Annotated in this window: 20 protein-coding genes; 8 read left to right on the top strand and 12 right to left on the bottom strand. The window is 68.9% G+C overall.

Annotated features, from left to right (window positions below):
- Positions 1-29 precede the first annotated feature (29 nt).
- The 5 genes from AB4850_RS12850 to AB4850_RS12830 all read left to right on the top strand — a co-directional run bounded on the left by AB4850_RS12850 (position 30) and on the right by AB4850_RS12830 (position 5,776).
- Positions 30-1,556, top strand: coding sequence for an aldehyde dehydrogenase family protein (locus AB4850_RS12850; protein ID WP_414440187.1), 1,527 nt, complete (start codon positions 30-32; stop codon positions 1,554-1,556).
- 437 nt (positions 1,557-1,993) lie between these two features.
- A complete protein-coding gene (locus AB4850_RS12845; protein ID WP_414440186.1) occupies positions 1,994-2,461 on the top strand; it encodes a hypothetical protein in 468 nt (155 codons plus the stop codon).
- A 64-nt stretch (positions 2,462-2,525) separates the two neighbouring features.
- A complete protein-coding gene (locus tag AB4850_RS12840) occupies positions 2,526-2,843 on the top strand; it encodes a toxin-antitoxin system YwqK family antitoxin (protein ID WP_414440185.1) in 318 nt (105 codons plus the stop codon).
- Positions 2,844-2,934: 91 nt separating this feature from the next.
- Entirely contained in the window at positions 2,935-4,902 is a 1,968-nt protein-coding gene (locus tag AB4850_RS12835; RefSeq protein ID WP_414440184.1) for a sigma-54-dependent Fis family transcriptional regulator, read from the top strand.
- 214 nt (positions 4,903-5,116) lie between these two features.
- Positions 5,117-5,776 (top strand): HAD family hydrolase, encoded by a 660-nt coding sequence (locus AB4850_RS12830; protein ID WP_414440183.1) that lies wholly within the window; start codon positions 5,117-5,119, stop codon positions 5,774-5,776.
- A 15-nt stretch (positions 5,777-5,791) separates the two neighbouring features.
- Here AB4850_RS12830 and AB4850_RS12825 read toward each other — a convergent pair whose 3' ends face one another.
- Positions 5,792-6,745 (bottom strand): NAD-dependent epimerase/dehydratase family protein, encoded by a 954-nt coding sequence (locus AB4850_RS12825; protein WP_414440182.1) that lies wholly within the window; start codon positions 6,743-6,745, stop codon positions 5,792-5,794.
- 117 nt (positions 6,746-6,862) lie between these two features.
- On the opposite strand from AB4850_RS12825, the gene AB4850_RS12820 reads away from it, so the two are divergent.
- Positions 6,863-7,774, top strand: a complete 912-nt coding sequence (locus tag AB4850_RS12820; protein WP_414440181.1) for a LysR family transcriptional regulator — start codon at positions 6,863-6,865, stop codon at positions 7,772-7,774.
- 223 nt (positions 7,775-7,997) lie between these two features.
- Here AB4850_RS12820 and AB4850_RS12815 read toward each other — a convergent pair whose 3' ends face one another.
- Complete coding sequence (locus AB4850_RS12815) at positions 7,998-8,150, bottom strand: hypothetical protein (protein ID WP_414440180.1); 153 nt, start codon at positions 8,148-8,150, stop codon at positions 7,998-8,000.
- A 277-nt stretch (positions 8,151-8,427) separates the two neighbouring features.
- On the opposite strand from AB4850_RS12815, the gene AB4850_RS12810 reads away from it, so the two are divergent.
- Positions 8,428-9,330 (top strand): LysR family transcriptional regulator, encoded by a 903-nt coding sequence (locus AB4850_RS12810; protein ID WP_414440179.1) that lies wholly within the window; start codon positions 8,428-8,430, stop codon positions 9,328-9,330.
- A 56-nt stretch (positions 9,331-9,386) separates the two neighbouring features.
- On the opposite strand, the gene AB4850_RS12805 is transcribed toward AB4850_RS12810, so the two are convergent.
- The 4 genes from AB4850_RS12805 to AB4850_RS12790 form a co-directional block, all read right to left on the bottom strand.
- Positions 9,387-10,103, bottom strand: coding sequence for an SDR family oxidoreductase (locus AB4850_RS12805; RefSeq protein WP_414440178.1), 717 nt, complete (start codon positions 10,101-10,103; stop codon positions 9,387-9,389).
- 71 nt (positions 10,104-10,174) lie between these two features.
- The gene (locus AB4850_RS12800; protein WP_414440177.1) at positions 10,175-10,846 is read right to left on the bottom strand and encodes a peroxiredoxin-like family protein; all 672 of its coding nucleotides are present in this window, start codon (positions 10,844-10,846) and stop codon (positions 10,175-10,177) included.
- 31 nt (positions 10,847-10,877) lie between these two features.
- Positions 10,878-11,438: a carboxymuconolactone decarboxylase family protein gene (locus AB4850_RS12795; RefSeq protein WP_414440176.1), complete on the bottom strand. Its 561-nt coding sequence runs from the start codon at positions 11,436-11,438 to the stop codon at positions 10,878-10,880.
- 210 nt (positions 11,439-11,648) lie between these two features.
- The gene (locus AB4850_RS12790) at positions 11,649-12,761 is read right to left on the bottom strand and encodes an NADH:flavin oxidoreductase/NADH oxidase (protein WP_414440175.1); all 1,113 of its coding nucleotides are present in this window, start codon (positions 12,759-12,761) and stop codon (positions 11,649-11,651) included.
- Positions 12,762-13,017: 256 nt separating this feature from the next.
- Here AB4850_RS12790 and AB4850_RS12785 point away from each other — a divergent pair, with 256 nt between their 5' ends.
- Positions 13,018-13,965, top strand: a complete 948-nt coding sequence (locus tag AB4850_RS12785; protein ID WP_414440174.1) for a LysR family transcriptional regulator — start codon at positions 13,018-13,020, stop codon at positions 13,963-13,965.
- 65 nt (positions 13,966-14,030) lie between these two features.
- Here the strand turns inward: AB4850_RS12785 and AB4850_RS12780 are convergent, their stop codons facing one another.
- The 6 genes from AB4850_RS12780 to AB4850_RS12755 all read right to left on the bottom strand — a co-directional run bounded on the left by AB4850_RS12780 (position 14,031) and on the right by AB4850_RS12755 (position 21,210).
- On the bottom strand, positions 14,031-15,839 hold the full coding sequence (locus AB4850_RS12780; protein WP_414440173.1) for a hypothetical protein: 1,809 nt from the start codon (positions 15,837-15,839) through the stop codon (positions 14,031-14,033).
- Positions 15,836-16,273 carry a hypothetical protein gene (locus AB4850_RS12775; RefSeq protein WP_414440172.1) on the bottom strand — a complete coding sequence of 146 codons (438 nt, stop codon included), beginning with the start codon at positions 16,271-16,273 and terminating at the stop codon, positions 15,836-15,838. The genes AB4850_RS12780 and AB4850_RS12775 overlap by 4 nt, the downstream gene beginning before the upstream one ends.
- 9 nt (positions 16,274-16,282) lie before the next feature.
- On the bottom strand, positions 16,283-17,137 hold the full coding sequence (locus AB4850_RS12770; RefSeq protein WP_414440171.1) for a TauD/TfdA dioxygenase family protein: 855 nt from the start codon (positions 17,135-17,137) through the stop codon (positions 16,283-16,285).
- Positions 17,138-17,371: 234 nt separating this feature from the next.
- Entirely contained in the window at positions 17,372-19,402 is a 2,031-nt protein-coding gene (locus AB4850_RS12765; protein ID WP_414440170.1) for an iron chelate uptake ABC transporter family permease subunit, read from the bottom strand.
- The gene (locus AB4850_RS12760; RefSeq protein WP_414440169.1) at positions 19,395-20,399 is read right to left on the bottom strand and encodes an ABC transporter substrate-binding protein; all 1,005 of its coding nucleotides are present in this window, start codon (positions 20,397-20,399) and stop codon (positions 19,395-19,397) included. The genes AB4850_RS12765 and AB4850_RS12760 overlap by 8 nt, the downstream gene beginning before the upstream one ends.
- A gap of 1 nt (position 20,400) precedes the next feature.
- Entirely contained in the window at positions 20,401-21,210 is an 810-nt protein-coding gene (locus tag AB4850_RS12755; protein ID WP_414440168.1) for a hypothetical protein, read from the bottom strand.
- Between the last annotated feature and the right edge of the window lie 14 nt (positions 21,211-21,224).

Below are 21,224 nucleotides of genomic sequence, written 5' to 3'. Positions count from 1 at the left end.
CCGATCCTCATGCAGAACAGGAATGCACCATGAATCCGTTTGACCTCAAGCGCCACGGCATCGACATCGAGTATCCGTATCGCGCGCGTTACGAGAACTACATCGGCGGCAAGTGGGTCGCGCCCGTCGGTGGCGACTATTTCGACAACGTCTCGCCGATCAACGGCCAGACCTTCTGCAGCGTGCCGCGCTCGACCGGCGCCGACATCGAGCTGGCGATCGACGCCGCGCACGCCGCGCGCCGCAAGTGGGGCAAGACCTCGGCCGCCGACCGCGCGAACCTGCTGCTGGCGGCCGCCGATCGCATGGAAAAGAACCTGCGCGTGCTGGCCGTGGCCGAAACCATCGACAACGGCAAGCCGCTGCGCGAAACGATGCTGGCCGACCTGCCGCTCGCGATCGACCATTTCCGCTATTTCGCGGGCTGCATCCGCGCGCAGGAAGGCGGGATCTCCGAGATCGACGACAACACCGTCGCGTATCACTTCCACGAGCCGCTCGGCGTGGTCGGGCAGATCATCCCGTGGAATTTCCCGCTGCTGATGGCGGCGTGGAAGCTCGCGCCGGCGCTGGCCGCCGGCTGCTGCGTGGTGATGAAGCCGGCCGAGCAGACGCCCGCGTCGATCCTGGTGCTGATGGAGCTGATCGGCGACCTGTTTCCGCCGGGCACCATCAACGTGGTCAGCGGCTTCGGCCGCGAAGCGGGCGAGGCGCTCGCCACCAGCACGCGCATCGCCAAGATCGCGTTCACCGGCTCGACGCCGGTCGGCAAGCGCATCCTGCACGCCGCCGCCGAGAACCTGATTCCGTCCACGGTGGAGCTGGGCGGCAAGAGCCCGAACGTGTTCTTCGCCGACGTGCTCGATCAGGACGACGCGTTCCTCGACAAGGCGCTCGAAGGCCTCGCGATGTTCGCGCTGAACCAGGGCGAGATCTGCACCTGCCCGTCGCGCGTGCTGATCCAGGAATCGATCTACGAGCGTTTCATCGAGAAGGCGGTGGCGCGCGTCGAGCGCATCAAGAGCGGCAACCCGCTCGATCTCGAAACGATGATCGGCGCGCAGGCCTCGCGGCAGCAGTTGGACAAGATCCTGTCGTATATCGACATCGGCCGCGAGGAAGGCGCGCAGTGCCTGACGGGCGGCAGCCGCGCGAGCCTCGATGCGAGCCTCGGCGACGGCTTCTACGTGAAGCCGACGATGCTGTTCGGCCACAACAAGATGCGCGTGTTCCAGGAGGAAATCTTCGGGCCGGTGGCCTCGGTGATGACGTTCAGGAACGAGCAGGAAGCCATCGAGATCGCCAACGACACGTATTACGGGCTCGGCGCCGGCGTGTGGACGCGCGACGGCACGCGCGCCTATCGCATGGGCCGCGAGATCGAGGCCGGCCGCGTGTGGACCAACTGCTATCACCTGTACCCGGCGCATGCGGCGTTTGGCGGCTACAAGCAATCGGGCATCGGCCGCGAGACGCACAAGATGGCGTTGTCGAATTACCAGCAGACGAAGTGCTTGTTGGTCAATTACCAGCCGGACGCGCTCGGCTTCTTCTGAAGAACGGCGATCCCGTTCCTGGTTGGACGACGCATGCGTGGCGCTGCGTCGGTGACGACGGCCTGTTCGGCGACCTGCCGGCAGGCCGTTGTTGCGTTGAGGGGGGGAGTGGATCAAGCAGCCGTATTTTGAATGGGCAGCGTCCGCAATAAGGGAGGTTCGACCGCAGCTATCCAATGCTCGATAAAGAAAAATTTACTGGAATATCGTGGTGATTCGACAAGGATAATCGGTCGCCATTACCTGCTTCTGACGAGCGCGCGAATACCGTTCGATGATCTGGAGAAATATCGAATTAGGCATTACCATCTGCCCCCGGAAGTCCCGCGTTCCGATCGATTCGATACCAAGCGCTAAAGCGGGTACTCCCGCCGCAAGGCAATCTTTGTCATTTCAAAGCTGAAACAACCCACCTCATCGATAAAGGGAAGCTTGATATGAGCCGTTTCTGGATCACCGTCACGGGTTTGGCGATATCGCTGGGCGCCGCAACCAGCTTCGCCGCGGAGGCCGATGGCGCTGCGTGTCGTGCCGCGACGCCGGCGGATTTCGACGCAGGGCCGTCGCGTTGGCAGGGGCCTTGTCCTGGCGGCGTGGCCGATGGGCTCGGCGTGATGCGAATCGGTACCGCGGAGCCGTATCAGTTCTTTCTCGGCGAAATGAAGGCGGGGCTTCCCGTGCGCGGCTTGCTGAAACTCAGCGGTGGCTGGATGACGGCAAGCCATTTCGACAAAGCCTTGAAAGCGCAGAGCGAACCCGAAGGTCGAGATATGTACCCGATCTTTCAACTGGGGGAGCACGCCGCGCATGCCACGGCCAAGCGCTTCAAGGCAGCGGGCAACGCACGCTCGGCGGCCTATTACGAACGGCTCGCCAAAACCGTGGCAAACGGCCTGCCCGAATAAGAAAACGTTACCGGCGACGCGCGACGAGCCGTGGATGCCGGCGCATCAAAATCAAAGGAACACCATGTCCATCGAAGCCGATCTGCATATCGCCGAAATTCCCTTCGAATCCGGCGGCATCAAATTCCGTTACTCGCGGATGTTGTCTGCCGATAAAACCCGCTGGGTTCGGCACGGACTCTTCTCGGCCTTTCATGAAAACGGCGCGCTCGCCTCCGAGGGGCACTATGCCCACGGCAAGGAAGAGGGCGTGTGGCGGGATTTTCACGAAAACGGTCAATTGGCGGCCGAGGGCGCGTATCTCGGTGGCGAGCAATCCGGGCTCTGGCGATATTGGAGCGCGGATGGCGCCGAGGAGCGGGCCGAGCGCTTCGGCGATTAACCGCAGCGTCGGCTGACTCTCCTCGTGGCACGGAGCTTGCGTTGCATCCCGCGATCGCCCGGCCCACGACCGGGCCGCTCTGGAGGAGACGATGCACGACAGGTTTGATCACGCCGCCCTGCGCGAGGCGGGCCAATCCGGCAACTGGCCGGTCACGGCGATCCGCAAGGCGCACGAGCGCTCCGAGATGTTCGGGCTGCACGCCTCGGTGCAGCCGGACTACGAGATCCTGTCCGACTCGGCGCTCGCGCTCAAGCGCGAGCAGAACCGCATCCTGTGCGCGCACGCGATGCCGGTGATGGAAACGCTGCACGACCAGATCGCCAACACCCACAGCATGATCGTGCTGACCAATGCGGACGGCCTGATCCTGCATTCGGTCGGCGACGACGATTTCCTGCAGCGCGCCGAACGCGTCGCGCTGATGCCCGGCGCGAACTGGGCCGAGAACCGCCAGGGCACCAACGGCATCGGCACGGCGCTGGCCGAGCGCTGTGCGGTGGTGGTGCACGGCGAGCAGCACTACCTGTCGGTGAACCGCTTCCTGACCTGCTCCAGCGTGCCGATCCTCGATCCGTACGGCGAGATGGCGGGCGTGCTCGACGTGACGGGCGACCACCGCAGCTATCACCAGCACACCATGGCGCTGGCGAAGATGTCGGTGCAGATGATCGAGAACTACCTGTTCGCCACCACGTTCCAGGACATGCTGCAGGTGTCGTTCCACGGCCGGCCCGAATTCCTCGGCACGCTGATGGAGGGCATCGTGGCGTTCACCGAGGACGGGCGGATCGTCTCGGCGAATCGCAGCGCGCAATTCCAGCTCGGCCTGCAATTGCCGGCGCTGCGCGCGCAGACGCTGTCGTCGCTGTTCCAGACCACCTGGGCGCAGCTCGTCGACTGGCAGCGCACCAGCCACGACGCGCACCTGATGCTGAACCTCAGCAACGGCACCGTGGCCTGCGCGCGCGTGCAGACGCGGCTCGGCCCGCGCGCCGACGCGACGCGGCCCGCGCCGGCCGGCGCGCGCACGATGACGCCGGCCCCGGCGGCGCCCGCCGCGTCGCGCGGCTCGCTGCTGGCCGCGCTCGACACCGGCGACGCGCAGGTGGCCTCGGTCATCGCGAAGGTACGCAAGGTGATCGGCAAGGACATCCCGGTGCTGATCACCGGCCCGACCGGTGCGGGCAAGGACCTGCTCGCGCAGGCGATCCACGGCGATTCGCCGCGCGGCCATGCGCCGTTCGTGGCGGTCAACTGCGCGTCGATCCCCGAGACGCTGATCGAATCCGAACTGTTCGGCTATGAGGAAGGCGCGTTCACCGGCGCCAGGCGGCGCGGCGCGGCGGGCAAGCTGCTGCAGGCCAACGGCGGCACGCTGTTTCTCGACGAAATCGGCGACATGCCGTATCCGCTGCAGGCCCGGCTGCTGCGCGTGTTGCAGGAGCGGCACGTGAACCCGCTCGGCTCGTCGAAGTCGATTCCGATCGACGTGACGATCATCTGCGCGACCCACCGCGATCTGCGCGAGATGCTGGCGCAGCACCGCTTCCGCGAGGATCTGTACTACCGCCTGAACGGGCTGACGGTGCGCCTGCCGGCGCTGCGCGAGCGCAGCGACCTGCGGGTGGTGGTGGCGCGGATGCTGGAGCAGGAAGCGCAGGCCAGCGGCCGCGCGCGGGCGCTGCGCGTCGCGCCCGACGTCATGACGTTGTTCGAGCGCTGCGACTGGCCCGGCAACTTCCGTCAGCTCGGCAACCTGCTGCGCACGGCCGCCGCGATGGTGGACGACGATGGCGAGATTCGCCACGCCCACCTGCCCGACGATTTCTTCGACGAACTGCGCCGGGCGAGCCTGCCTGCGAGCGCGGGGCAGGCGGCCCGGCGCGGCGACGGCTTCGGCGCGGAGGGCGGGCGGCTTCAGGACGTGGCGGCGTCGGTGGTGGTGGCCACGCTGGCGCGGCATGGCGGCAACGTGTCGGCGGCGGCGCGGGAGTTGGGCGTGTCGCGCAATACGGTCTATCGGAAAATGCAGGGCGGGGGCGGCGAGGGCGGTTGAGGGGGGGCGATTGGGGCGTTGGATTCGGTTGAGGCGATTGCGCCTACGGAGCCCGTTTGAGTCGATCGAGTCGATCAAGCCCCGCCGCGAGTGTTGCACCGTTGTTCCGATTCGGAGCAGCCGTGTTCCGTTACGGCGCACTTCGGCCGGCCCGCCGCATCCGTTATGATCGTCGCTTCGCCCCTTGCTCCCGCCTTTTCCCTCTCCGCCCGCCATGTTTCCAGCCAGCCGCGCCTACCTGTTCGACTTCGACCTGACGCTCGCCGATTCGCGCGACGCCATCGTGTTCTGCGCCGGCGGCGCGCTGGCCGACATGGGCCTGCCGGTGCCGCCGCGCGAGCGCATCGTCGCCTCGATCGGCCTGACGCTCGCGCAAACCTTCGCATTCCTGACCGGCCTCGACGATGCCGGGCAAGCGGCCGTGTATGCCACGCGCTTCGTCGCGCACGCCGACGAAGCGATGGTGCGCATGACGCGCATCTACCCCGAGGCGGCGTCGCTGCTGTTCACGCTGCACGCGCAGGGCATTCCGGTGGCGATCGTCTCCACCAAGTTCCGCTACCGGATCGAGCAGATCCTCGCGCAGGCCAACCTGGCCCATTACGTGACGGCGATCGTCGGCGGCGAGGACGTGACGCAGCACAAGCCGCATCCGGAGGGGCTGCGCAAGGCGCTCGACCTGCTCGGCGTGGCGGCGGCCGACGCCACCTATGTCGGCGATCACGAGATGGATGCGCAGGCGGCGGCCGCGGCCGGCACGCGCTTCGTCGGCGCGGTCACGGGCGAGATCGGCGCGGCGCAGTGGCGCGAGCGCGGTTGCCTGTCGGTCGAGCACGACCTGGCCGAGCTGATGCGCTTCGACACGGCGGGCTGACCTTGGGCCTGTAGTTCAGGCCCGCACCGGCTCCCGCACGGCCGCCAGCGATTGCCGGATGCCTTCCGCGTAGGGTGTCTTGCGGATCGGCCCGATCAGGCGCTGCAACGCGCTGTCGTCCATGATCAGCGGTTCCGTGATCAGATAATTCATCTCCACCAGCTCGCGCATCATCGGCTTGAACAGGCCGAGGACGCGCAGCAGCGTCTTGCCGGCCACCCGCAATTTCAGCGTGCGCCCGCTCTGCCGTTCGATCTCGCCCACCAGCGCGCGTTGCGTCGTGACGCCCGCGCCGGCCAGATGCCAGATTCGCCCGTAGGCGGCCGGCGTATCGAGCAGTCGTGCGACCACCGGCCCGACGTCGGGCACGAACACGAATTCGTGCTCGCGTTCGAGCGGGCCGAGCATATCGGCCGGGCCGCCCAGCACGGCGGCGCGGATCGCGCCGTGCAGCATGCTGGCCTCCACGCCCGGCCCGTAGAAATCGGGCAGCCGCAGCACCGTGGCCTCGATCAGGCCGTCGGCGTGCGCCTGCATCAGCAGGTCTTCCTGCGCCTTGCGCATCTTGCCCTTGAACGTGTGCGGCTCGCGCGGGTGATCCTCGCGCACCGGGTTGCCGCGCGACCGGCCGTACGGATAGACGGTGCCGATCAGCACGATGCGGCGCACGCCGGCCGCGATCGCCGCGTCGAGCGTGCGCTGCATGATCTGCGGATGCAGTTCGAACTGCCAATAATTGACGCCGACCAGATAGACCAGCGTATCGATGCCCGCCATCGCGGCGCGGATCGATTCGGGCGAATCGGGGTTCCAGGTGGCGATCTCGGCGAGCGGATCGTCGCCGAAGGTGGCGCGCAGCGCGTCGGCGCGGCGGCCCACCACGCGGTAGGCGCGGTGCTCGGCGCGCAGGGCTTGGGCGATGCTGCGGCCGATCGCGCCGGCGGCGCCGAACAGGGCAAGGGTCGACATGGCGGACTCCTGAAGACACGCGGCCGGTTGCCGCGTTCGATGTCAGGCAGTATGCGCAGGCGGGAATCCCATGAAAATTGGCTAATATTATGGGTCATCCATACGAAAATGCATACCATGCGCGACGCGGAACCGAACTGGGAGTGGTACCGGACCTTCCTTCAGGTGCTCGACACCGGCTCGCTGTCGGCGGCGGGGCGCGCGATGGGCATCGCGCAGCCTACCGTCGGGCGGCATATCGAAGGGCTGGAGGCGGCGCTCGGGCTGACGCTGTTCACGCGCTCGGTGGACGGCTACGCGCCCACCGACGCCGCACGCGAGCTGGCCCCGCACGCGGCCGGCGTGGCGGCCTCGGCGGCGGCGCTGCGGCGCGCCGCGAGCGGGCAGGGCGACGGCGTGCGCGGCACGGTGCGGCTGACCGCCAGCGAGGTGATCGGCGTCGAGGTGCTGCCGCCGATCCTGGTGGCGCTGCGCGAGGCGCATCCGGCGCTGTCGATCGAACTGGTGCTGTCGAACCGCGTGGACGACCTGCTGCACCGCGAGGCCGATATCGCCGTGCGGATGTTCCGGCCGGAGCAGGCGGCGCTGGTGGCGCGCCGCGCGGGCACCATCGAGATCGGCCTGCATGCGCACGAGCGCTACCTGGCGCGTTGCGGCACGCCGCGCACGCTGGCCGAGCTGAAGCGGCACACGGTGATCGGCTATGACCGCGAGACGGCCTTCACGCGCGCCGTCGGCGGCATTTTCGCGCCGCTCGGCCGCGACGATTTCGCGTTCAGCGCCGATAGCGATCTCGCGCAACTGGCCGCGATTCGCGCGGGCTTCGGCATCGGCTTCTGTCAGGCGGGCTTGGCGGCGCGCGACCCGGCGTTGCGCCGGGTGCTGCGCCGCGCGGTGTCGCTGCAGTTGCAGACATGGGTGGCGATGCACGAGGATTTGCGGCGCAGCGCGCGCTGCATGGCCGCGTTCACGGCGCTCGCGGAAGGCCTGGCGGCGTATGCGCGTTCCGATAATCCCCGGGGGAAATAAAAATCGTGACGGCGATTATCGCGGCGAGTGGCGTGCGATCGCAGATTAATATCGAAACTAATGAGTGTTGGTGAAACGTCATGCGAGATTCGTTGTGAATCGAATCGATTGATGCTGGCGATTTGATAGTGCGGAGCGGCCTCGCTGCGTGGCGGGCCTTGTGCCGCAAGGCAGAGCGTCTTGCCGGGTGCGCATGGCGCTGCGGCGCTTCCTGTCTGAATAGTCAGTTGCCTGAAAAATGCTGAACACACTCGATAAATTCTTCTTGTTCATCGGGCGTCGGATTGTTAATCTGCATTCCGAATTGTGTGCGATGACGATTTCCGCATAAGCGATTTCCCCGAATTTCATCACCGAACAACAGCCAGGGAGCCATGTCCTCCCGCATTCCGAGCGAGCCGAGGAACCTGCGTTCCGGAGCCGATAATCCGAGAGGCTGAAAAAGCCTCCGAACCTGAGAGCACCACCGTGCCCCGAGGCGCGGCGTCCTGGCGAACGCGGTTTCGCCCGTCATGACGCCGCGCCTCGGGGCGTTTCTTTTCTTGCGTCCGCCTCCGTCGGTCCGTTGGTCCGTTCGTCGGTTCGCCCGTTGCGGGCTAGACTGCACGCTCGCGCGCACCCGCAACCCGTCCGACTCAGGGAGAGACGATCCGATGGACCGAATGGCAGCGATGGAAACCTTTGTCGCGGTGGTGGACGCCGGCTCGTTCTCGGCCGCCGCGCGCCGCCTGGAACTGGGCCAGCCGGCCGTATCGAAATCGATCGCCCAACTGGAGGCGCATCTCGGCGCGCGGCTGCTGCTGCGCTCGACGCGCGGCCTCACGCCGACCGACGCGGGCCGGCGCTTCTACGAACACGCGCGGCTGTCGATCGCGGAAGCCGATCAGGCCGAGCAGGCGGTGCGCGATTCGTCGAGGGGTTTGTCGGGACGGCTGCGGATCTGTGCGGCCGTCACCTTTTCGCGCCTGCATGTGCTGCCGATGCTCAAGCGCTTCGTCGATCGCCATCCCGACCTGCAGCTCGACATCATCCTCGACGATCGCTCGATCGACCTGCTGGAAGAAGGCGTGGACGTGGCGCTGCGGATGGGGACGCTCGACGATTCGTCGATGACGGCGCGCCATATCGCCAGCAGCCGGCGGCGGGTGGTGGCCACCCCGGCCTATCTGGCCGAGGCCGGCACGCCGGCGACGCCCGCCGAATTGAGCCGCCATCAGGTGATCGTCTATTCGCAGCGCGGCGGCGGCGAAGCCTGGTCGTTCAGCCGCGACGGCGCCGAGGTGGCCGTCGCCGTGTCGGGCCGGGTGCGGGTCAGCGCCGCCGAGGGCATGCGCACCGCGGTGCTCGGGCACATGGGGCTGGCGATTGCGTCGGAATGGATGTTCGGCCCCGAACTGGCGCGCGGCGAGGTGCGCGCGGTGCTGAACGACTGGACGCTGCCGGGCGTCGATCTGTGGGCGGTGTTTCCGGCCGGGCGGATGGTGACGTCGAAGGCGCGCGCGTTTGTCGATTTTGTCGAGGAGGTGATGGCGGAGGCGCAGGTGAAATCCGCTTGAGCGTTGGCTGCCGGGGCGGAGTGCGCGCCCGCCGCTCAAAGCGCGCCATCCACGACCTAAAACGCCTGCCTGCCGATCGAAGCACCGCCATCGATGAACAGCGTCTGTCCCGTGATGAAACCCGCGTCGTCCGACAGCAGGAACGCGATCGCCGCGGCGATCTCGTCGGGCGTGCCGAAGCGGCCCATCGGCACGCCCGACAGATAGCGGCGCTCGCCTTCGCTGCCGGGCGGGTTGTTGGCGCGGAACAGTTCGGTTTCGGTCGGCCCCGGTGCCACCGCGTTGACGGTGATGCCGGTGCGGGCCAGTTCGAGCGCCCACGAGCGCGCGAAGCTCACGAGCGCCGCCTTGGCCGCCGCGTACGCGGTGCGCTCGGCGATGCCGAGGATCGTCAGGCTGGAGACGTTGACGACGCGGCCCCAGCCGCGCTCGCGCATGCCGGGCAACAGCGTCTGCACTGCCTGCACGGCGGGATGCAGGTTGACGGCGAGCACGTCGTCGAGGGTGGCGAGATCGACCTCGCCGAGCTTCTGCGGCCGCACCAGGCCGACGTTGTTGATCACGCCGTCGAAGGCGTGGCGCGCGGCCAGCGTGCGCAGTGCCGCATCGGTGGCGGCCGGATCGGCCAGATCGACGCTCACCAGTTCGCCCGGAAAATCGCCGGGGCCGCGCGCCAGCCCGACCACGCGATGGCCGGCGCGCGCGAGGCGTCGGCCGAGCGCGAGGCCGATGCCTTTCGACGCGCCGGTGACGAGAAACGTACGTTGCTGCATGGGTTCTCCTTGTCGATTCGAGGCACGCGGCGGCTCACGCCGCGTGCCTCGCGTGTGATGCGTGCGATGCCTCAGCGCGAGGCGGCCGCGCGCGCCAGCACCGGGAACATGTCCTCCGGCTCCGGGCGATGCGTGTAGTCGGGATGAACCTCCGAGTACAGCACCGTGCCGTCGCTGCCGATCACGTAGCGGGCCGGCATCGGCAGCGTCCACGACGGATCGTCGTTGAACGCCGGCAGGTCGTTCTTCAACTGCCGATAGAGCGTCACCAGATAGTCGGGCAACGCGAAGCGCAGGCCGAACGCCTCGGCCGTCGCGCCGAGCGCGTCGCTGAGCACGGGGAAATCGAGGTGGTTCTCGCGCACCGACTTGCGGCTGTTCGCGGCCGTTTGCGGCGAGATCGCCACGAGGTTCGCACCGTATTCCCGCAGCCGGGGCAGCGCCGCGTTGAGCGCCTGCAATTCGAGGTTGCAGTACGGGCACCACACGCCGCGATAGAACGTGACGACGAGCGGCCCCTGCGCGAGCAGGTCGGCCGACGACACCGGCTTGCCGTTCGGGTCGGGCAGCGTGAACGACGGCGCACGATCGCCGGCCTTCACGGCGCGGCCGGCCTGGCCGCTGGCGACCAGTTCGGCGGTGGCGCGCTCCATGATCGGATGGATCTCGGCGGGTGCGCGATAGGGCGGCTTGCCGGCGCGGAAATCGGCCTTGAAGGCGTCGAGGGCTTGTTGCAGTGACATGATCGTTCTCCGATGGTGTCGTCGTCGGCCGTCAGACGGTGGCCGGCTTGGTCCACTCGTTGCCCTTCATGAACGCGTCGTACTCCGTATGAACGAGATGGTTCGTGTAGTTGCTCATCACCTTGGTGGCGACGCCGAGCACCACTTCGAGCACGTTGCGGCGCGTGTAACCCGCCGCGAGGAAGGCCGCGACATCGGCCTCAGGCACGAAGCCGCGCTCGCGCACCACGATCGTCGTCAGGCGATGCAGCGCTTCGAGCTTCGGGTCCGGCAGCGGCGTGCCGGCGCGCAACGCGGCGATCGTCTCCGGGGCCATGCCGATCATCTTTGCCAGCGTGCTGTGGCCCGCCATGCAGTAGTGGCAGTCGTTCTCGAAGTTCGCGGTGAGGTAGACCACCTGCTGCTCATGCGGCGTCAGCGTGCTCTTGCCGAACAAATCCCAGAGCGCCGAGTAGCCGGCCAGCAGCTCCGGCGATTCGGCCATGTGCGACTGCAGGTTCGGCACGAAGCCGAAGGCCTGCTTGGCGCCTTCGAGCAGGGGCTTCGAGGCGGCCGGGGCGGTGTCGATCGTGTGGGCTTGGAAGGTGTTCATGATTCGCTCCTGTTACGGGTTGGGGTGAGCGAATGATGCGTGGCGGGCGGCCAGCGAAGAAGGCGGGGCGGGGCGATAACAGCCATTCCCGGCAGGAATGGGACGTGGAGGAAAGAGCGAAAAAACGGCGGCACGTGTCGTGCCGCCGTCTGGCGTTTGCTGCGGGTTACGGCCGGTCATGACGCTCGCGGCCGTTCATTGCGCACTGCCTCAAGCATCCGCCTGGATCGCCGGCGCATACCGCTCCAGCCAGTGCGCATACGGCGCGGGCAGCACCCACGACGGCCGCTCGACGCCGAGCTTCTTGGCCGCGTAGTAAGGGTAGTGCGGATCGGCCAGATGCGCGCGGCCCACCATCACCAGGTCGAGCTGGCCGTTTTCCACGGCGCGGTTCGCGACCGCCGGATCGTCGATGCCCCAGGCCGACGACACGGGCAGGCCGGCCTCGCGCTTGACGCGCTCGGCGATCGGCGCGAGGAAGCCCGGCCCCCACGGAATGTTCGCGTCGGGCGTCGAGAAGCCGACGCTCACGCTCAGCATGTCGAGGCCGCCGCGCTTGAAATCGCCGACCAGCCGGATCGACGCATCGAGCGTGGCCGCATCGTTGCCGTCGTATTCGAGCACGCCGAAACGGGCTGTCAGCGGCAGGCGTTCGGGCCAGACTTCGCGCACGGCCGCCAGCGTCTCGTTGAGGAAGCGGCCGCGCTTGACCCAGTCGCCGCCGTATTCGTCGGTGCGCTGGTTGGCGTGCGGCGAGAAGAAGCTCTGCGCCAGATAGCCGTGCGCGAAGTGCAGTTCGAGCCATTCGAAGCCGGCGGCCAGCGCGCGGCGCGCGGTGGCGGCGAACTCGCCACGCACGCGGGCGATGTCGTCGTGCGTCATGGCCTGCGGCACTTTCGGCAACTGCTTGCCGAACGCGCTCGCCGACGGCGAGATGGTTTGCCAGCCGCCGGGGGCGCCGTCGGCAATGTGGTCGTCGCCTTCCCACGGGCGATTCGCGCTGGCCTTGCGGCCGGCGTGCGCGATCTGGATGCCGGGCACGGCGCCGGCGGCCTTGATGGCCGCGGCGATGCGCGCCAGGCCTTCGATCTGGGCGTCGTCCCACAGGCCGGTGCAGCCCGGCGTGATGCGGCCTTCCGGCGCCACGCCGGTGGCCTCGACGATCACCAGGCCCGCACCGCCGCGCGCGAGGCTGGTGTAGTGAGCCAGATGCCAATCGGTGACGAAGCCGTCGACGGCGCTGTATTGGCACATCGGCGGCACGGCGATGCGGTTGCGCAGCTTGGCGTCCTTCAGGACGAACGGGGAAAACAGAGCAGTCATGCGGTATGCCTCTCGGTCAGATGACGGATCGTGCGCCGCGCCGCCAACGGCGGACGCACGAATCAGGGTTTCCACGGAGTCTAGTGGAGCCTAGTCATAATGAAAACTATCTGCCGATTATCGTTTTAATAAACGTGGCTTATTGTGATGGGCCGACGCAGCCTATCGCGCGTGCGCCGCCCCTGCCGCGCCGGCCCTTGGCCGTGATACCGTGCGCCACTGTCCAGCCTTGGCCGGCCCATCCGGCCCTCTTACCATGCGCTCGCGTCACGACAATCTGTCCAGTGGAATCGGCGTGTTCGTGGCCGTCGTCGAGACGGGCACCTTCGCCGCTGCCTCGGAGGCGATCGGCATGACGCCGCCCGGCGTCAGCCGCGCGATCGCGAGGCTCGAAAAGCGCCTCGGCATCCGCCTGTTCAACCGCACCACGCGTTCGGTGTCGCTGACCGACGAGGGGCGACGCTTCCACGAGCGCGTGCTGCCGCATCTGGCGGGGCTGGAGGAAGCGGCCGCAACCGCAGCGGGCGATGCGGCCGGGGTGCGCGGCCGGCTGCGCGTCAATCTCGATCCGGTGTGTTATGCGCTGGTGCTCGGCGCGCCGCTCGGCCGCTTCCTGGATGCGCATCCCGAGCTCGATCTCGAATGCATCGCGCGCGACACGGTGGGCGATCTGGTGCTCGACGGTTTCGATCTGGCGATCCAGTTCGGCGAGCCGAAGGCCTCGACGCTGATCGCCCGCAAGCTGCTCGATACGGCCGTGGTGACGGTGGCCGCGCCGGCTTATCTGGCGCGTCATGGCCGCCCGGTCAAGCCCGAGGATCTGGCCGGCGGCGGCGCGCATCGCGTGCTGGAATTTCGCGACCCGATGACGGGGCGGCCGTTTCGCTGGGAGTTTCACCGCAAGCGCCGCCATCTCCAGGTGGCCACGCGCGGGCGGCTCACGCTCAACGATCCGTCGGCGCAGGTGAATGCATGCCTCGCGGGCCTGGGTGTCGCGCAGATGCTGGCGATCGCGGCCGAGCCGATGATCGCCGCCGGGCAGCTCGTGAACCTGTTCCCGGATTGGTCGGACGAGCGTTTTCCGCTTTATGCCTACTACCCGTCGCGCCAGCACCTGCCGGCGCGCACGCGGGTGTTTCTCGATTTCGTGATCGGGCTGGCCGAGGTAGCGCAGGGGAAGGCGGCGGGCGCGGCGGACGTGTAACGGATCGATGGGAGCCGGAACTTGGCGCCCGGCTTCATCGAAACGACGGGCGCGCTCGTCGCGGATCACGGTCCGTTCCGGACCATTGCCGCGCCGACGTGCTGCGAAAGACGACGCTCCATCGCCGGAATCTGTTCAAGGATCGCCATCACGCCCGGCAGGAAGTCGAATCCATGCCATGCCAGTCCGTTCGGGAAATCATCGCGCAGCATTCGGGCGGTCTGCTCGGCGGATAGGTCTCGAGAGCGGCATCCGTGGCTGCGGAGTTCGAATCGCCGGCTGGCCGAATCGAACTCGAGCCTTGCTTCCGGCAGCTCGACGAGCACTGTCTTGTCTTCACGTTCCGACCAGATCGTGTCGATCAGACGAAGGCAATCCTCGAGGAAACCAACCGCGCGATCGGCGCTGTCCGACGTGGCGGCGTGCATCAGTTCGTCGATGCGTGGCCGGAACAGAAACGCATCGAACCATACCGGGCGGCTGATCCGGATGAAACGCGCGATGGTCCGGCCCGGCAGCGTCGCCGACGGATCCGCGCCGGTGCTGGCAAGATCCATCGCCAGCAGCTCGGCAAATGCATCGGCGAGCTTGTCGTTGCGCGGTCCGCTTCGCAAGCCGAACAGGGCGAGCACCGTGTGCCAGAGTCCATCTTCACTGCCGAACGTCGAGCCCTGCGTGAGCGGAACCGATGCGAAGCCCGCGACGATGGCGCCGCTGCCGGTGATGACGGCATGCACGGCGTCGGTGATCGCCTGCATCGCGCCGCTCATGGCAGCCCGGTTGCGCCAACGCTCCGGCGAAAATCCCAGGCAGCTCGCCGTCGCCGCGACCCGCGCCCGCTCCCAAATCCTGTGATGATGCGCCGTGAACTGGGCGGTATCGATGCGATGCCCATGCAGCTTGTTGAAGGTGTACACCAGCTCCATGACGCCGACCAGCGGCACCCTGTATTCGGAGAGGAACGCCGCCGAGGCCGGCCCGCCCTTGCAGTTGACGCCGGGCGGCAGGATCGAGCTGAACGACAGATCGAGCCAGCGGCCATCGATCGCGAGGTTCGACGGGGTCACGATTCCATGGATCAGCCGATGGGTGCGGGCCGCGGAGAATTGCCGGGCGCTGCGGGTCAGGAAGTCGAACATCAAGGTCTCGAAACCTTCCGTTCCGCGTGAGAGCGCGGCAAGCGCACGATGCGCCAGGCGCACCCGGGCCGGATCGTCGAGCACGCCCGCGCGTGCGTCGCGCGGCTCGAAATGTTCGGCGCGAAGGAAATGCGCCGGCCGCAGACACGGCTCGCGCAGCATCAGTGCGGTCGCGCCGCCCTCGCGCCAGCGGCGCATGACCGGATCCTCGAACGCGGCGCGCACGCCGGTGTCGACGATGCCGTGGATTTGCGCGCAGCCGTAAGGCAGCAGCGTCTGGGCAAGGTGCGAATAGATCGCCTCGGTGAAGGCCTGATCCAGCAGCAGGGCGCCGTAGGAATGCTGGATGTTGACGAGCCGGCCCAGCATGGGCGTGCGGCCGATCCCCTTCAATTGCGCATCGTGCAGGATGCCGACCCGCGCGCCGCCGCCGTTGCCGGCGGAGCCGGCGCCGCCGTAAGGCTCGGCCAGCGCGCGCGTGGAGGCATTCCAGTCCAGCGCGTCGGGATGGAAGATATGCGGATCGGGCGCGGCGAACCCCCAGGTTGCCGCCATCCGCTCGAGTGCGTCGTCATCGGGCCGGCACGCGTCCGACGGCCATGGGGGCGGGCAGTTCGCGTTGATCCAGAGGCCGCGCGCGCGGGGCAGCCGCACGCAGGTGAACGGCACCAGCAGCGGGGCGATCCAGTCCAGCGTGGGTGAGGCCGGGCGCGGGCGATGCGGTCGGAGAGTCATCGTGCGTCTCCCCGGCTGCCGGTCGATCCGTCCCGCCGCGCATAGCGCCGGGTGCCGAAGCGCGGCCGGTGCGTGACCACCGAGCGGTGCCCGCGGCGGGCGCGCAACAGCAGCCGGGTCGCGCTGGCTCGCCACTCGGGCAGCACCAGGATGTCGATCACGAGCGACAGCGATCCTTCCATCCATTCGTGCAGGTAGTAGGGCATCGCCGCGGTGGCGCGCAACTGCCGCAGGGTGTCGCGATTGATCGACGCCCATGCGATATAACCGAGCGGCACGCCTGCGTCGGATTCGATGAAATGAAGCTTGTCGGTCCGCACCGAAAACAGCAGTTGCTTGGCCAGCGTGGGATCGGTCGAGAGCCCGGCCATGGTGCGAAGAAAGTAGATCTTGCCGAGCGCCAGATACGCGCTCGATTCGGAAACCATGTTCATGGGATCGGCTCAGCGCGGGACGCTGTCATGGTCGTGACGAGGGGCGGCGGGCGCGGTGCGTTCGCGGGTCAGCCCGCGCCATAACGTGCGATGTGCCTGGCCGTGGCCATAGGGCTCGCGCTCGTGAAGCAGCGTGCGGTTGTCGAAAATCAGCAGCTGATGCGGGGCCCAGTCGTGGCGGTAGGCATATCGCGCCTGACGATAGAACGCGGCCAATTCGGCGAAATATTCACGGCTGGCCACGGCGTCCAGGCCGTCGACGCGGCACTCCCAGAAGGCCTGCCCGGCGTCGTCGAACGGGAAGTAGATCATCATCGGCTCCGCGCTGCCGGTGCGTGGAAACACCGGCACCGGAATCCAGTCGCCCGGCTGCGCATCCGGCGCGTCGGCGTGCGTGTTCGAAAACCGCACCGAATGAACCCGCCCGGTCAGAATCGATTTCAGGTGGGCAGGCAGCGCCTGGTTGGCGACGCGGTGATGGCAGAGCACGGTGCGGCCGCCTTCGCCTTGCCCGCCGACTTGCGCGGCATAAAGGAACACGTGGTCGACCACGAATCGCTGCCTGTCGCCGTCCGCGTGCAGCGGCAACTGGCCGCGACCCGCGACGCCCCGGCCGGGCTGGCCGGCGAGCTCCAGCACATCGCTGCGCGCATAACCGTCGGCCTGCGGATCGGCGAGGTAATGCACCACCTCGCCGAACTGCTCGAAACAGCGGCGGAAGGCGGGGCGGTCGAATTCGATGTCCCGGACCAGCACGAAGCCGTGCCGGTGCAGCAGCGTCCGCAGCCGCGCGGGCGCGATTCCGGCGAACTCCGCCCGGCTCAATGCGAGGCCGAATTCCGCTGCGAGCCCGTCGCGGATCATGGCCGGGCTCCACATAGCGCCGCGTTCGCGGCGGCGCCCTCGATATCGCGCAGGCACGGCGCCCGGTTGTCGACGGGCGGGGTCAGGAGGTTTTCCATCGAAGCTGAAGCTCGTGTGGGTTGTCGGGAACGAAGGGCTGGAGGCCGTCGTCGTCAAATCCGGCCGGCCGGGCATGGCGCCGCTCGGTGCGGAAAGCGCGGCGCACGGGCCAGGCTCGATTCGGGGAGCCGCGCCTCATCGCCGGATCAGCGTGGCGAGCAGCCAGGCGCTGCCCAGCAGCGAGGCGACGGCGCCGGCGGGCAGTTGCATCGGATAGAGCGCCACGCGCCCCAGCCAGTCGGCGGCGATCATGATCGCGCCGCCGACCAGGGCGGTCAGCACCACCAGGGCGCGCATGTCGCGGGTGCGCAGCGGCCGGACCAACCGCGGCGCCATCAGGCCGACGAAGGCCAGCGGGCCCACCACGCAGGTGGCGGCCGCCGTCATCACGGCGCTCAGGACGAGAAGCAGCGTGCGCGTGCGCACCACATCGACGCCCAGCCCCTGCATCACGGTCTGGCCGAGCGGCAGGAGCGCGATCCAGCGATGCATGGCCAGGGCCGCCGCCAGGCAGATCGCGGCGATGCCCGCGGTCCAGCCGGCCTCGCCGGCGCTCACGCCGTAGGTCGAACCGGCGAGCCAGCTCATCAGGCCCGGCCCGCGCGGATCCATTTGCGCGAATACCAGCGTCCTGGCGGAAGCGAGGCCGGTAGTCAGGATGATGCCGAACACGATCAGCCGTCGGGCATCCTGCATCGCGTTTCGCCATGCGAACACCATCGCCAGCGTCAGCGCGGCGCCGAGCAGGCCGAGCGCGAGTATCGCGGAGCGCGAGGTGACGCCGAGCACGCCGATGCCGAGCAGCATCGCGAATGCCGCGCCCGCCGACAGGCCGAGCGTTTCGGGGCTGGCCATGGCCTCGCCGGTATGGCGTTGCAGAAGCAGGCCGGTAGCGGCCAACAGGCTGCCCGCCGCACCGGCGGCCAGCACCCGCGGCCAGCGCACGGCGAACAAGGCGGGGTCCGCGCTCAGCGTCCAGTGTGATGGGCCGCGTCCGATCCACAGCGCCGCGCCGACGGTTGCCGCGACGCCGAGCAGCAAGGCGAGGGTGAGCCTGGCGCGCGCGGCCGCCGAGAGGCCGCTGCCGGCGTTGGCCGAGCGCGGGTGCACGGGGTCAGCATGGGGCGTGCGAACGCGCAGGCAGAGCAACAGCAGCAGCGGCGCGCCCAGCAGGCCGACCAGCGCGCCGGTGGCGTCGTTCGCCACGCCGCGGTAGGCGGCGCATTGCGTGAGCAGGTCGGCGTTGCCGAGAATCAGGGCGCCCAGCACCGCGGCGCCGGCGATCTGCTCGACCAGACGACGCGCGCCGAGCGCGCGCGCCAGGGCTGGGGCGCCCAGGCCGATGAAGCCGATGGCGCCGATCCGGGCGACCGTCACGGCGGTCAGCGCGGTGGCGACGGCGAGCCCCGCCAGGCGCAGCACGGCGGGTTGCGCGCCGAGCAGCCGCGCATGTCGATCGTCGAGCACCAGCAGCTCGAGCGGGCGCAGCAGCGCGGCGCAGGCGCCGATGCCGAACACCAGGAGCCAGCCGATGGCGCGCAGATCCTGCCAGGCCCGGGCCGTACTCAGCGTGCCTTCGACCTGCAGGCTGGCCAGGTCTTCCGGATCGGCGAGATACAGGACGGTGTCGAGGGCGCCCAGCGCGAGGCCGACCAGCAGGCCGCACATCACCAGCGCCTCGCCGGTCAGGCGTCGCCGGCTCGCCAGTCCGAAGCACAGCAGGGCGCTCGCGATGCCGCCGGCCAGCGCCACGCCCTCGCGCGGCAGTGCCGCGCCGCCCGCGATCAAGCTTGCCGCGGCCAGCGCGACCTTGGCGCCGATCGGGATCCCGAGCGTGCCGGGCGAGGCCAGCGGGCTGCGGAAGATCCACTGCGACAGCGTGCCGGCCATGCTCAACACCGCGCCGCCGGCCAGCGCCAAGGCCAGTCTCGGCAGCAGCTCCTCGCGCAGCAGCAAGGCGCCGAGGCTGCCGCTGCCGGTTTCGGCGCCGGGCGTCAGCGCGCGGCGCAAGTCGTCGGCCGAAATCGGCACCGGCGTCAGCCAGATCAGGGTGGCGAACAGCGCGCAGGCACCTGCAGCGAGCAGGCCGCAGGTGAGGCCCAGGCGCCCGGCCGGCTGCGTGAAGCCCGGCTTGCGGCCGATCGCGACGGAGGTGGCGTCAAGCATCGAGGATATCGTCGGGGTGCGCGGCCGGGGCCAGCAACCGGGTGGCGAAATGGAGCGCGGACGGCACGCCGCCGAACGGCCAGCACGCGGGCAGCGCGATCACACGGCGCGCGCGCACGAACGGCATCGCGCGCCACAGCGGATCGTCCCGCAGTGCGAGGCGCACGTAGCCGGGCAGCGGCGCGACATGGACCAGAGCCGCGTCGTCGAAGGCGGCGAGCCGGGTCAGCGGGACCAGGTCGGAGCCCCAGGGCGAGCCGCTGCCGGACCAGGCATTGCGCAGCCCCAGCCGTGCGAGCACCGCGTCGAACAGGCTGTGGGCCCCGAACAGGCGCAGATGCCGGGCGTCGGCGAACTGGGCGATCAGCAAGGGCCTGTCGCGCAGGGGCTTGCGCGCGGCGACGCGTTCGCCGCATTCGGCCAACTGCCGGCGTGCCTCCGTGATGAGCGCGGTGGCGCGGCGAGGCCGGCCGCACCAATCGGCGATCGTCGCGGCGGCGTGTTCGGCATGACCGAGGGCGTCGCCCGCACCGGGATAGAAGTCGATGCTGCGCACCGCGCCGATCCGTTCGAGCAGGAACCGCGAACGCTCGAACTGCGGCGTGATGACGATCAGATCGGGTCGGGCGCCGACCAGCGCCTCCAGGTTCGGTTCGGTCCGCAAGCCGATCTCGGTCACGCCGTCCGGCATCGGCGGCTGGCCGACCCAGCGCCGGTAGCCGGCTGCGTCGGCCGCGGCGACAGGCGTGACGCCCAATGCCAGCAGGGTCTCGACCACGGTCCAGTCGAGCGTCGCGATGCGTGGCGCCGCGCCGGGGCCTGCCTGGCCGGAGGCGATCGCCGCCGGCGCCGCCGGCGCCGCCGGCGCCGGCGGCGCGGCCAGCATCGCGCTCGCGGCAAGGCCGGCATGCAGCAGGCGCCGGCGAGCCGGATCCGGCTGTCGGCGATGCCCCGACGGCCCGGCGGTGCTCATGGCGCGCTTCCCTGCCTCGGCCATCTCACGCTCCGCGGACGATGCGCCGGTAGTTGACGCCGGCCGCCGCCAGCGCCAGCACCGTGCCGTAGAGCAGCGCCAGACCGGCGATCGGCAGCGTGAGCACCGGCCGGAACACGATTTCGTGCGCGCTGGAGAAGGTCGAGAACGACAGGGCCGAGGTGCCCAGCCAGCAGGCCAGCGCGCCCAGCAAGCCGCCCGCGATGCCGAGCAGCGCGAACGGCCCGGCGAACGCCGCGAACAGCACGCGCCCGAAGCCGATCAGCCGCAGCGTGCGCAGTTCGGTGGCGAGGTTGACGAGCAGCGACTCGGCAAGCGCCGCCACGCCGATCAGCACCACCACACCCGCCAGCGCCGAGAACGCGACACCGAACAGGCCGATCAGGCTCACCAGATCCTGCCCCTTGCCGGCATAGTGGGTCGCGGCATCGGTGACGCGCAGCTTGCCCTTCTCGATCGCGGCCAGCGCGTCGTTGAACGCGCCGACATCGGCTTGCGGTGTGCCGGTGAAGGCCACCACGCTATAGCTTTCGCCCAGGCCGTAATCGGTGCGCAACGTGTCCAGGCCGGTCCAGAATTCGGATTCGCGAATCGAGCCGTTCGATTGGAAGCTGCCGGTGATGGCCCACGAGATTCCGTGAATCGTGACGGACTTGCCGGGCGCGAATTCCGGATATCGCCGGGCGAGCGCGGCGCCCACCAGCAGCTCGCGCGCGCCGGCCTTGAACATCCGGCCATCGACCAGGGTGGCGTAGCGGCGGCCGCCTTGCGCGTTGCACATCTCGAATGCCGAGGCGGTGACGCCACGCACCATGAAGTCGCCGATGC

Origin of the sequence: Burkholderia sp. 22PA0106 (assembly GCF_047497155.1) — a bacterium.
Taxonomy (GTDB): Bacteria; Pseudomonadota; Gammaproteobacteria; order Burkholderiales; family Burkholderiaceae; genus Burkholderia.
Note: the sequence above shows the minus strand (reverse complement) of the source record. Positions and strands in the feature narration are given on the sequence as shown.

Excerpts from the sequence above, each read along its gene's own strand:
- AB4850_RS12850 (WP_414440187.1), top strand. The coding sequence starts at position 30 with ATGAATCCGTTTGACCTCAAGCGCCACGGCATCGACATCGAGTATCCG.
- AB4850_RS12845 (WP_414440186.1), top strand. The coding sequence starts at position 1,994 with ATGAGCCGTTTCTGGATCACCGTCACGGGTTTGGCGATATCGCTGGGC.
- AB4850_RS12840 (WP_414440185.1), top strand. The coding sequence starts at position 2,526 with ATGTCCATCGAAGCCGATCTGCATATCGCCGAAATTCCCTTCGAATCC.
- AB4850_RS12835 (WP_414440184.1), top strand. The coding sequence starts at position 2,935 with ATGCACGACAGGTTTGATCACGCCGCCCTGCGCGAGGCGGGCCAATCC.
- AB4850_RS12830 (WP_414440183.1), top strand. The coding sequence starts at position 5,117 with ATGTTTCCAGCCAGCCGCGCCTACCTGTTCGACTTCGACCTGACGCTC.
- AB4850_RS12825 (WP_414440182.1), bottom strand. The coding sequence starts at position 6,745 with ATGTCGACCCTTGCCCTGTTCGGCGCCGCCGGCGCGATCGGCCGCAGC.
- AB4850_RS12820 (WP_414440181.1), top strand. The coding sequence starts at position 6,863 with ATGCGCGACGCGGAACCGAACTGGGAGTGGTACCGGACCTTCCTTCAG.
- AB4850_RS12815 (WP_414440180.1), bottom strand. The coding sequence starts at position 8,150 with ATGGCTCCCTGGCTGTTGTTCGGTGATGAAATTCGGGGAAATCGCTTA.
- AB4850_RS12810 (WP_414440179.1), top strand. The coding sequence starts at position 8,428 with ATGGACCGAATGGCAGCGATGGAAACCTTTGTCGCGGTGGTGGACGCC.
- AB4850_RS12805 (WP_414440178.1), bottom strand. The coding sequence starts at position 10,103 with ATGCAGCAACGTACGTTTCTCGTCACCGGCGCGTCGAAAGGCATCGGC.
- AB4850_RS12800 (WP_414440177.1), bottom strand. The coding sequence starts at position 10,846 with ATGTCACTGCAACAAGCCCTCGACGCCTTCAAGGCCGATTTCCGCGCC.
- AB4850_RS12795 (WP_414440176.1), bottom strand. The coding sequence starts at position 11,438 with ATGAACACCTTCCAAGCCCACACGATCGACACCGCCCCGGCCGCCTCG.
- AB4850_RS12790 (WP_414440175.1), bottom strand. The coding sequence starts at position 12,761 with ATGACTGCTCTGTTTTCCCCGTTCGTCCTGAAGGACGCCAAGCTGCGC.
- AB4850_RS12785 (WP_414440174.1), top strand. The coding sequence starts at position 13,018 with ATGCGCTCGCGTCACGACAATCTGTCCAGTGGAATCGGCGTGTTCGTG.
- AB4850_RS12780 (WP_414440173.1), bottom strand. The coding sequence starts at position 15,839 with ATGACTCTCCGACCGCATCGCCCGCGCCCGGCCTCACCCACGCTGGAC.
- AB4850_RS12775 (WP_414440172.1), bottom strand. The coding sequence starts at position 16,273 with ATGAACATGGTTTCCGAATCGAGCGCGTATCTGGCGCTCGGCAAGATC.
- AB4850_RS12770 (WP_414440171.1), bottom strand. The coding sequence starts at position 17,137 with ATGATCCGCGACGGGCTCGCAGCGGAATTCGGCCTCGCATTGAGCCGG.
- AB4850_RS12765 (WP_414440170.1), bottom strand. The coding sequence starts at position 19,402 with ATGCTTGACGCCACCTCCGTCGCGATCGGCCGCAAGCCGGGCTTCACG.
- AB4850_RS12760 (WP_414440169.1), bottom strand. The coding sequence starts at position 20,399 with ATGGCCGAGGCAGGGAAGCGCGCCATGAGCACCGCCGGGCCGTCGGGG.
- AB4850_RS12755 (WP_414440168.1), bottom strand. The coding sequence starts at position 21,210 with ATGGTGCGTGGCGTCACCGCCTCGGCATTCGAGATGTGCAACGCGCAA.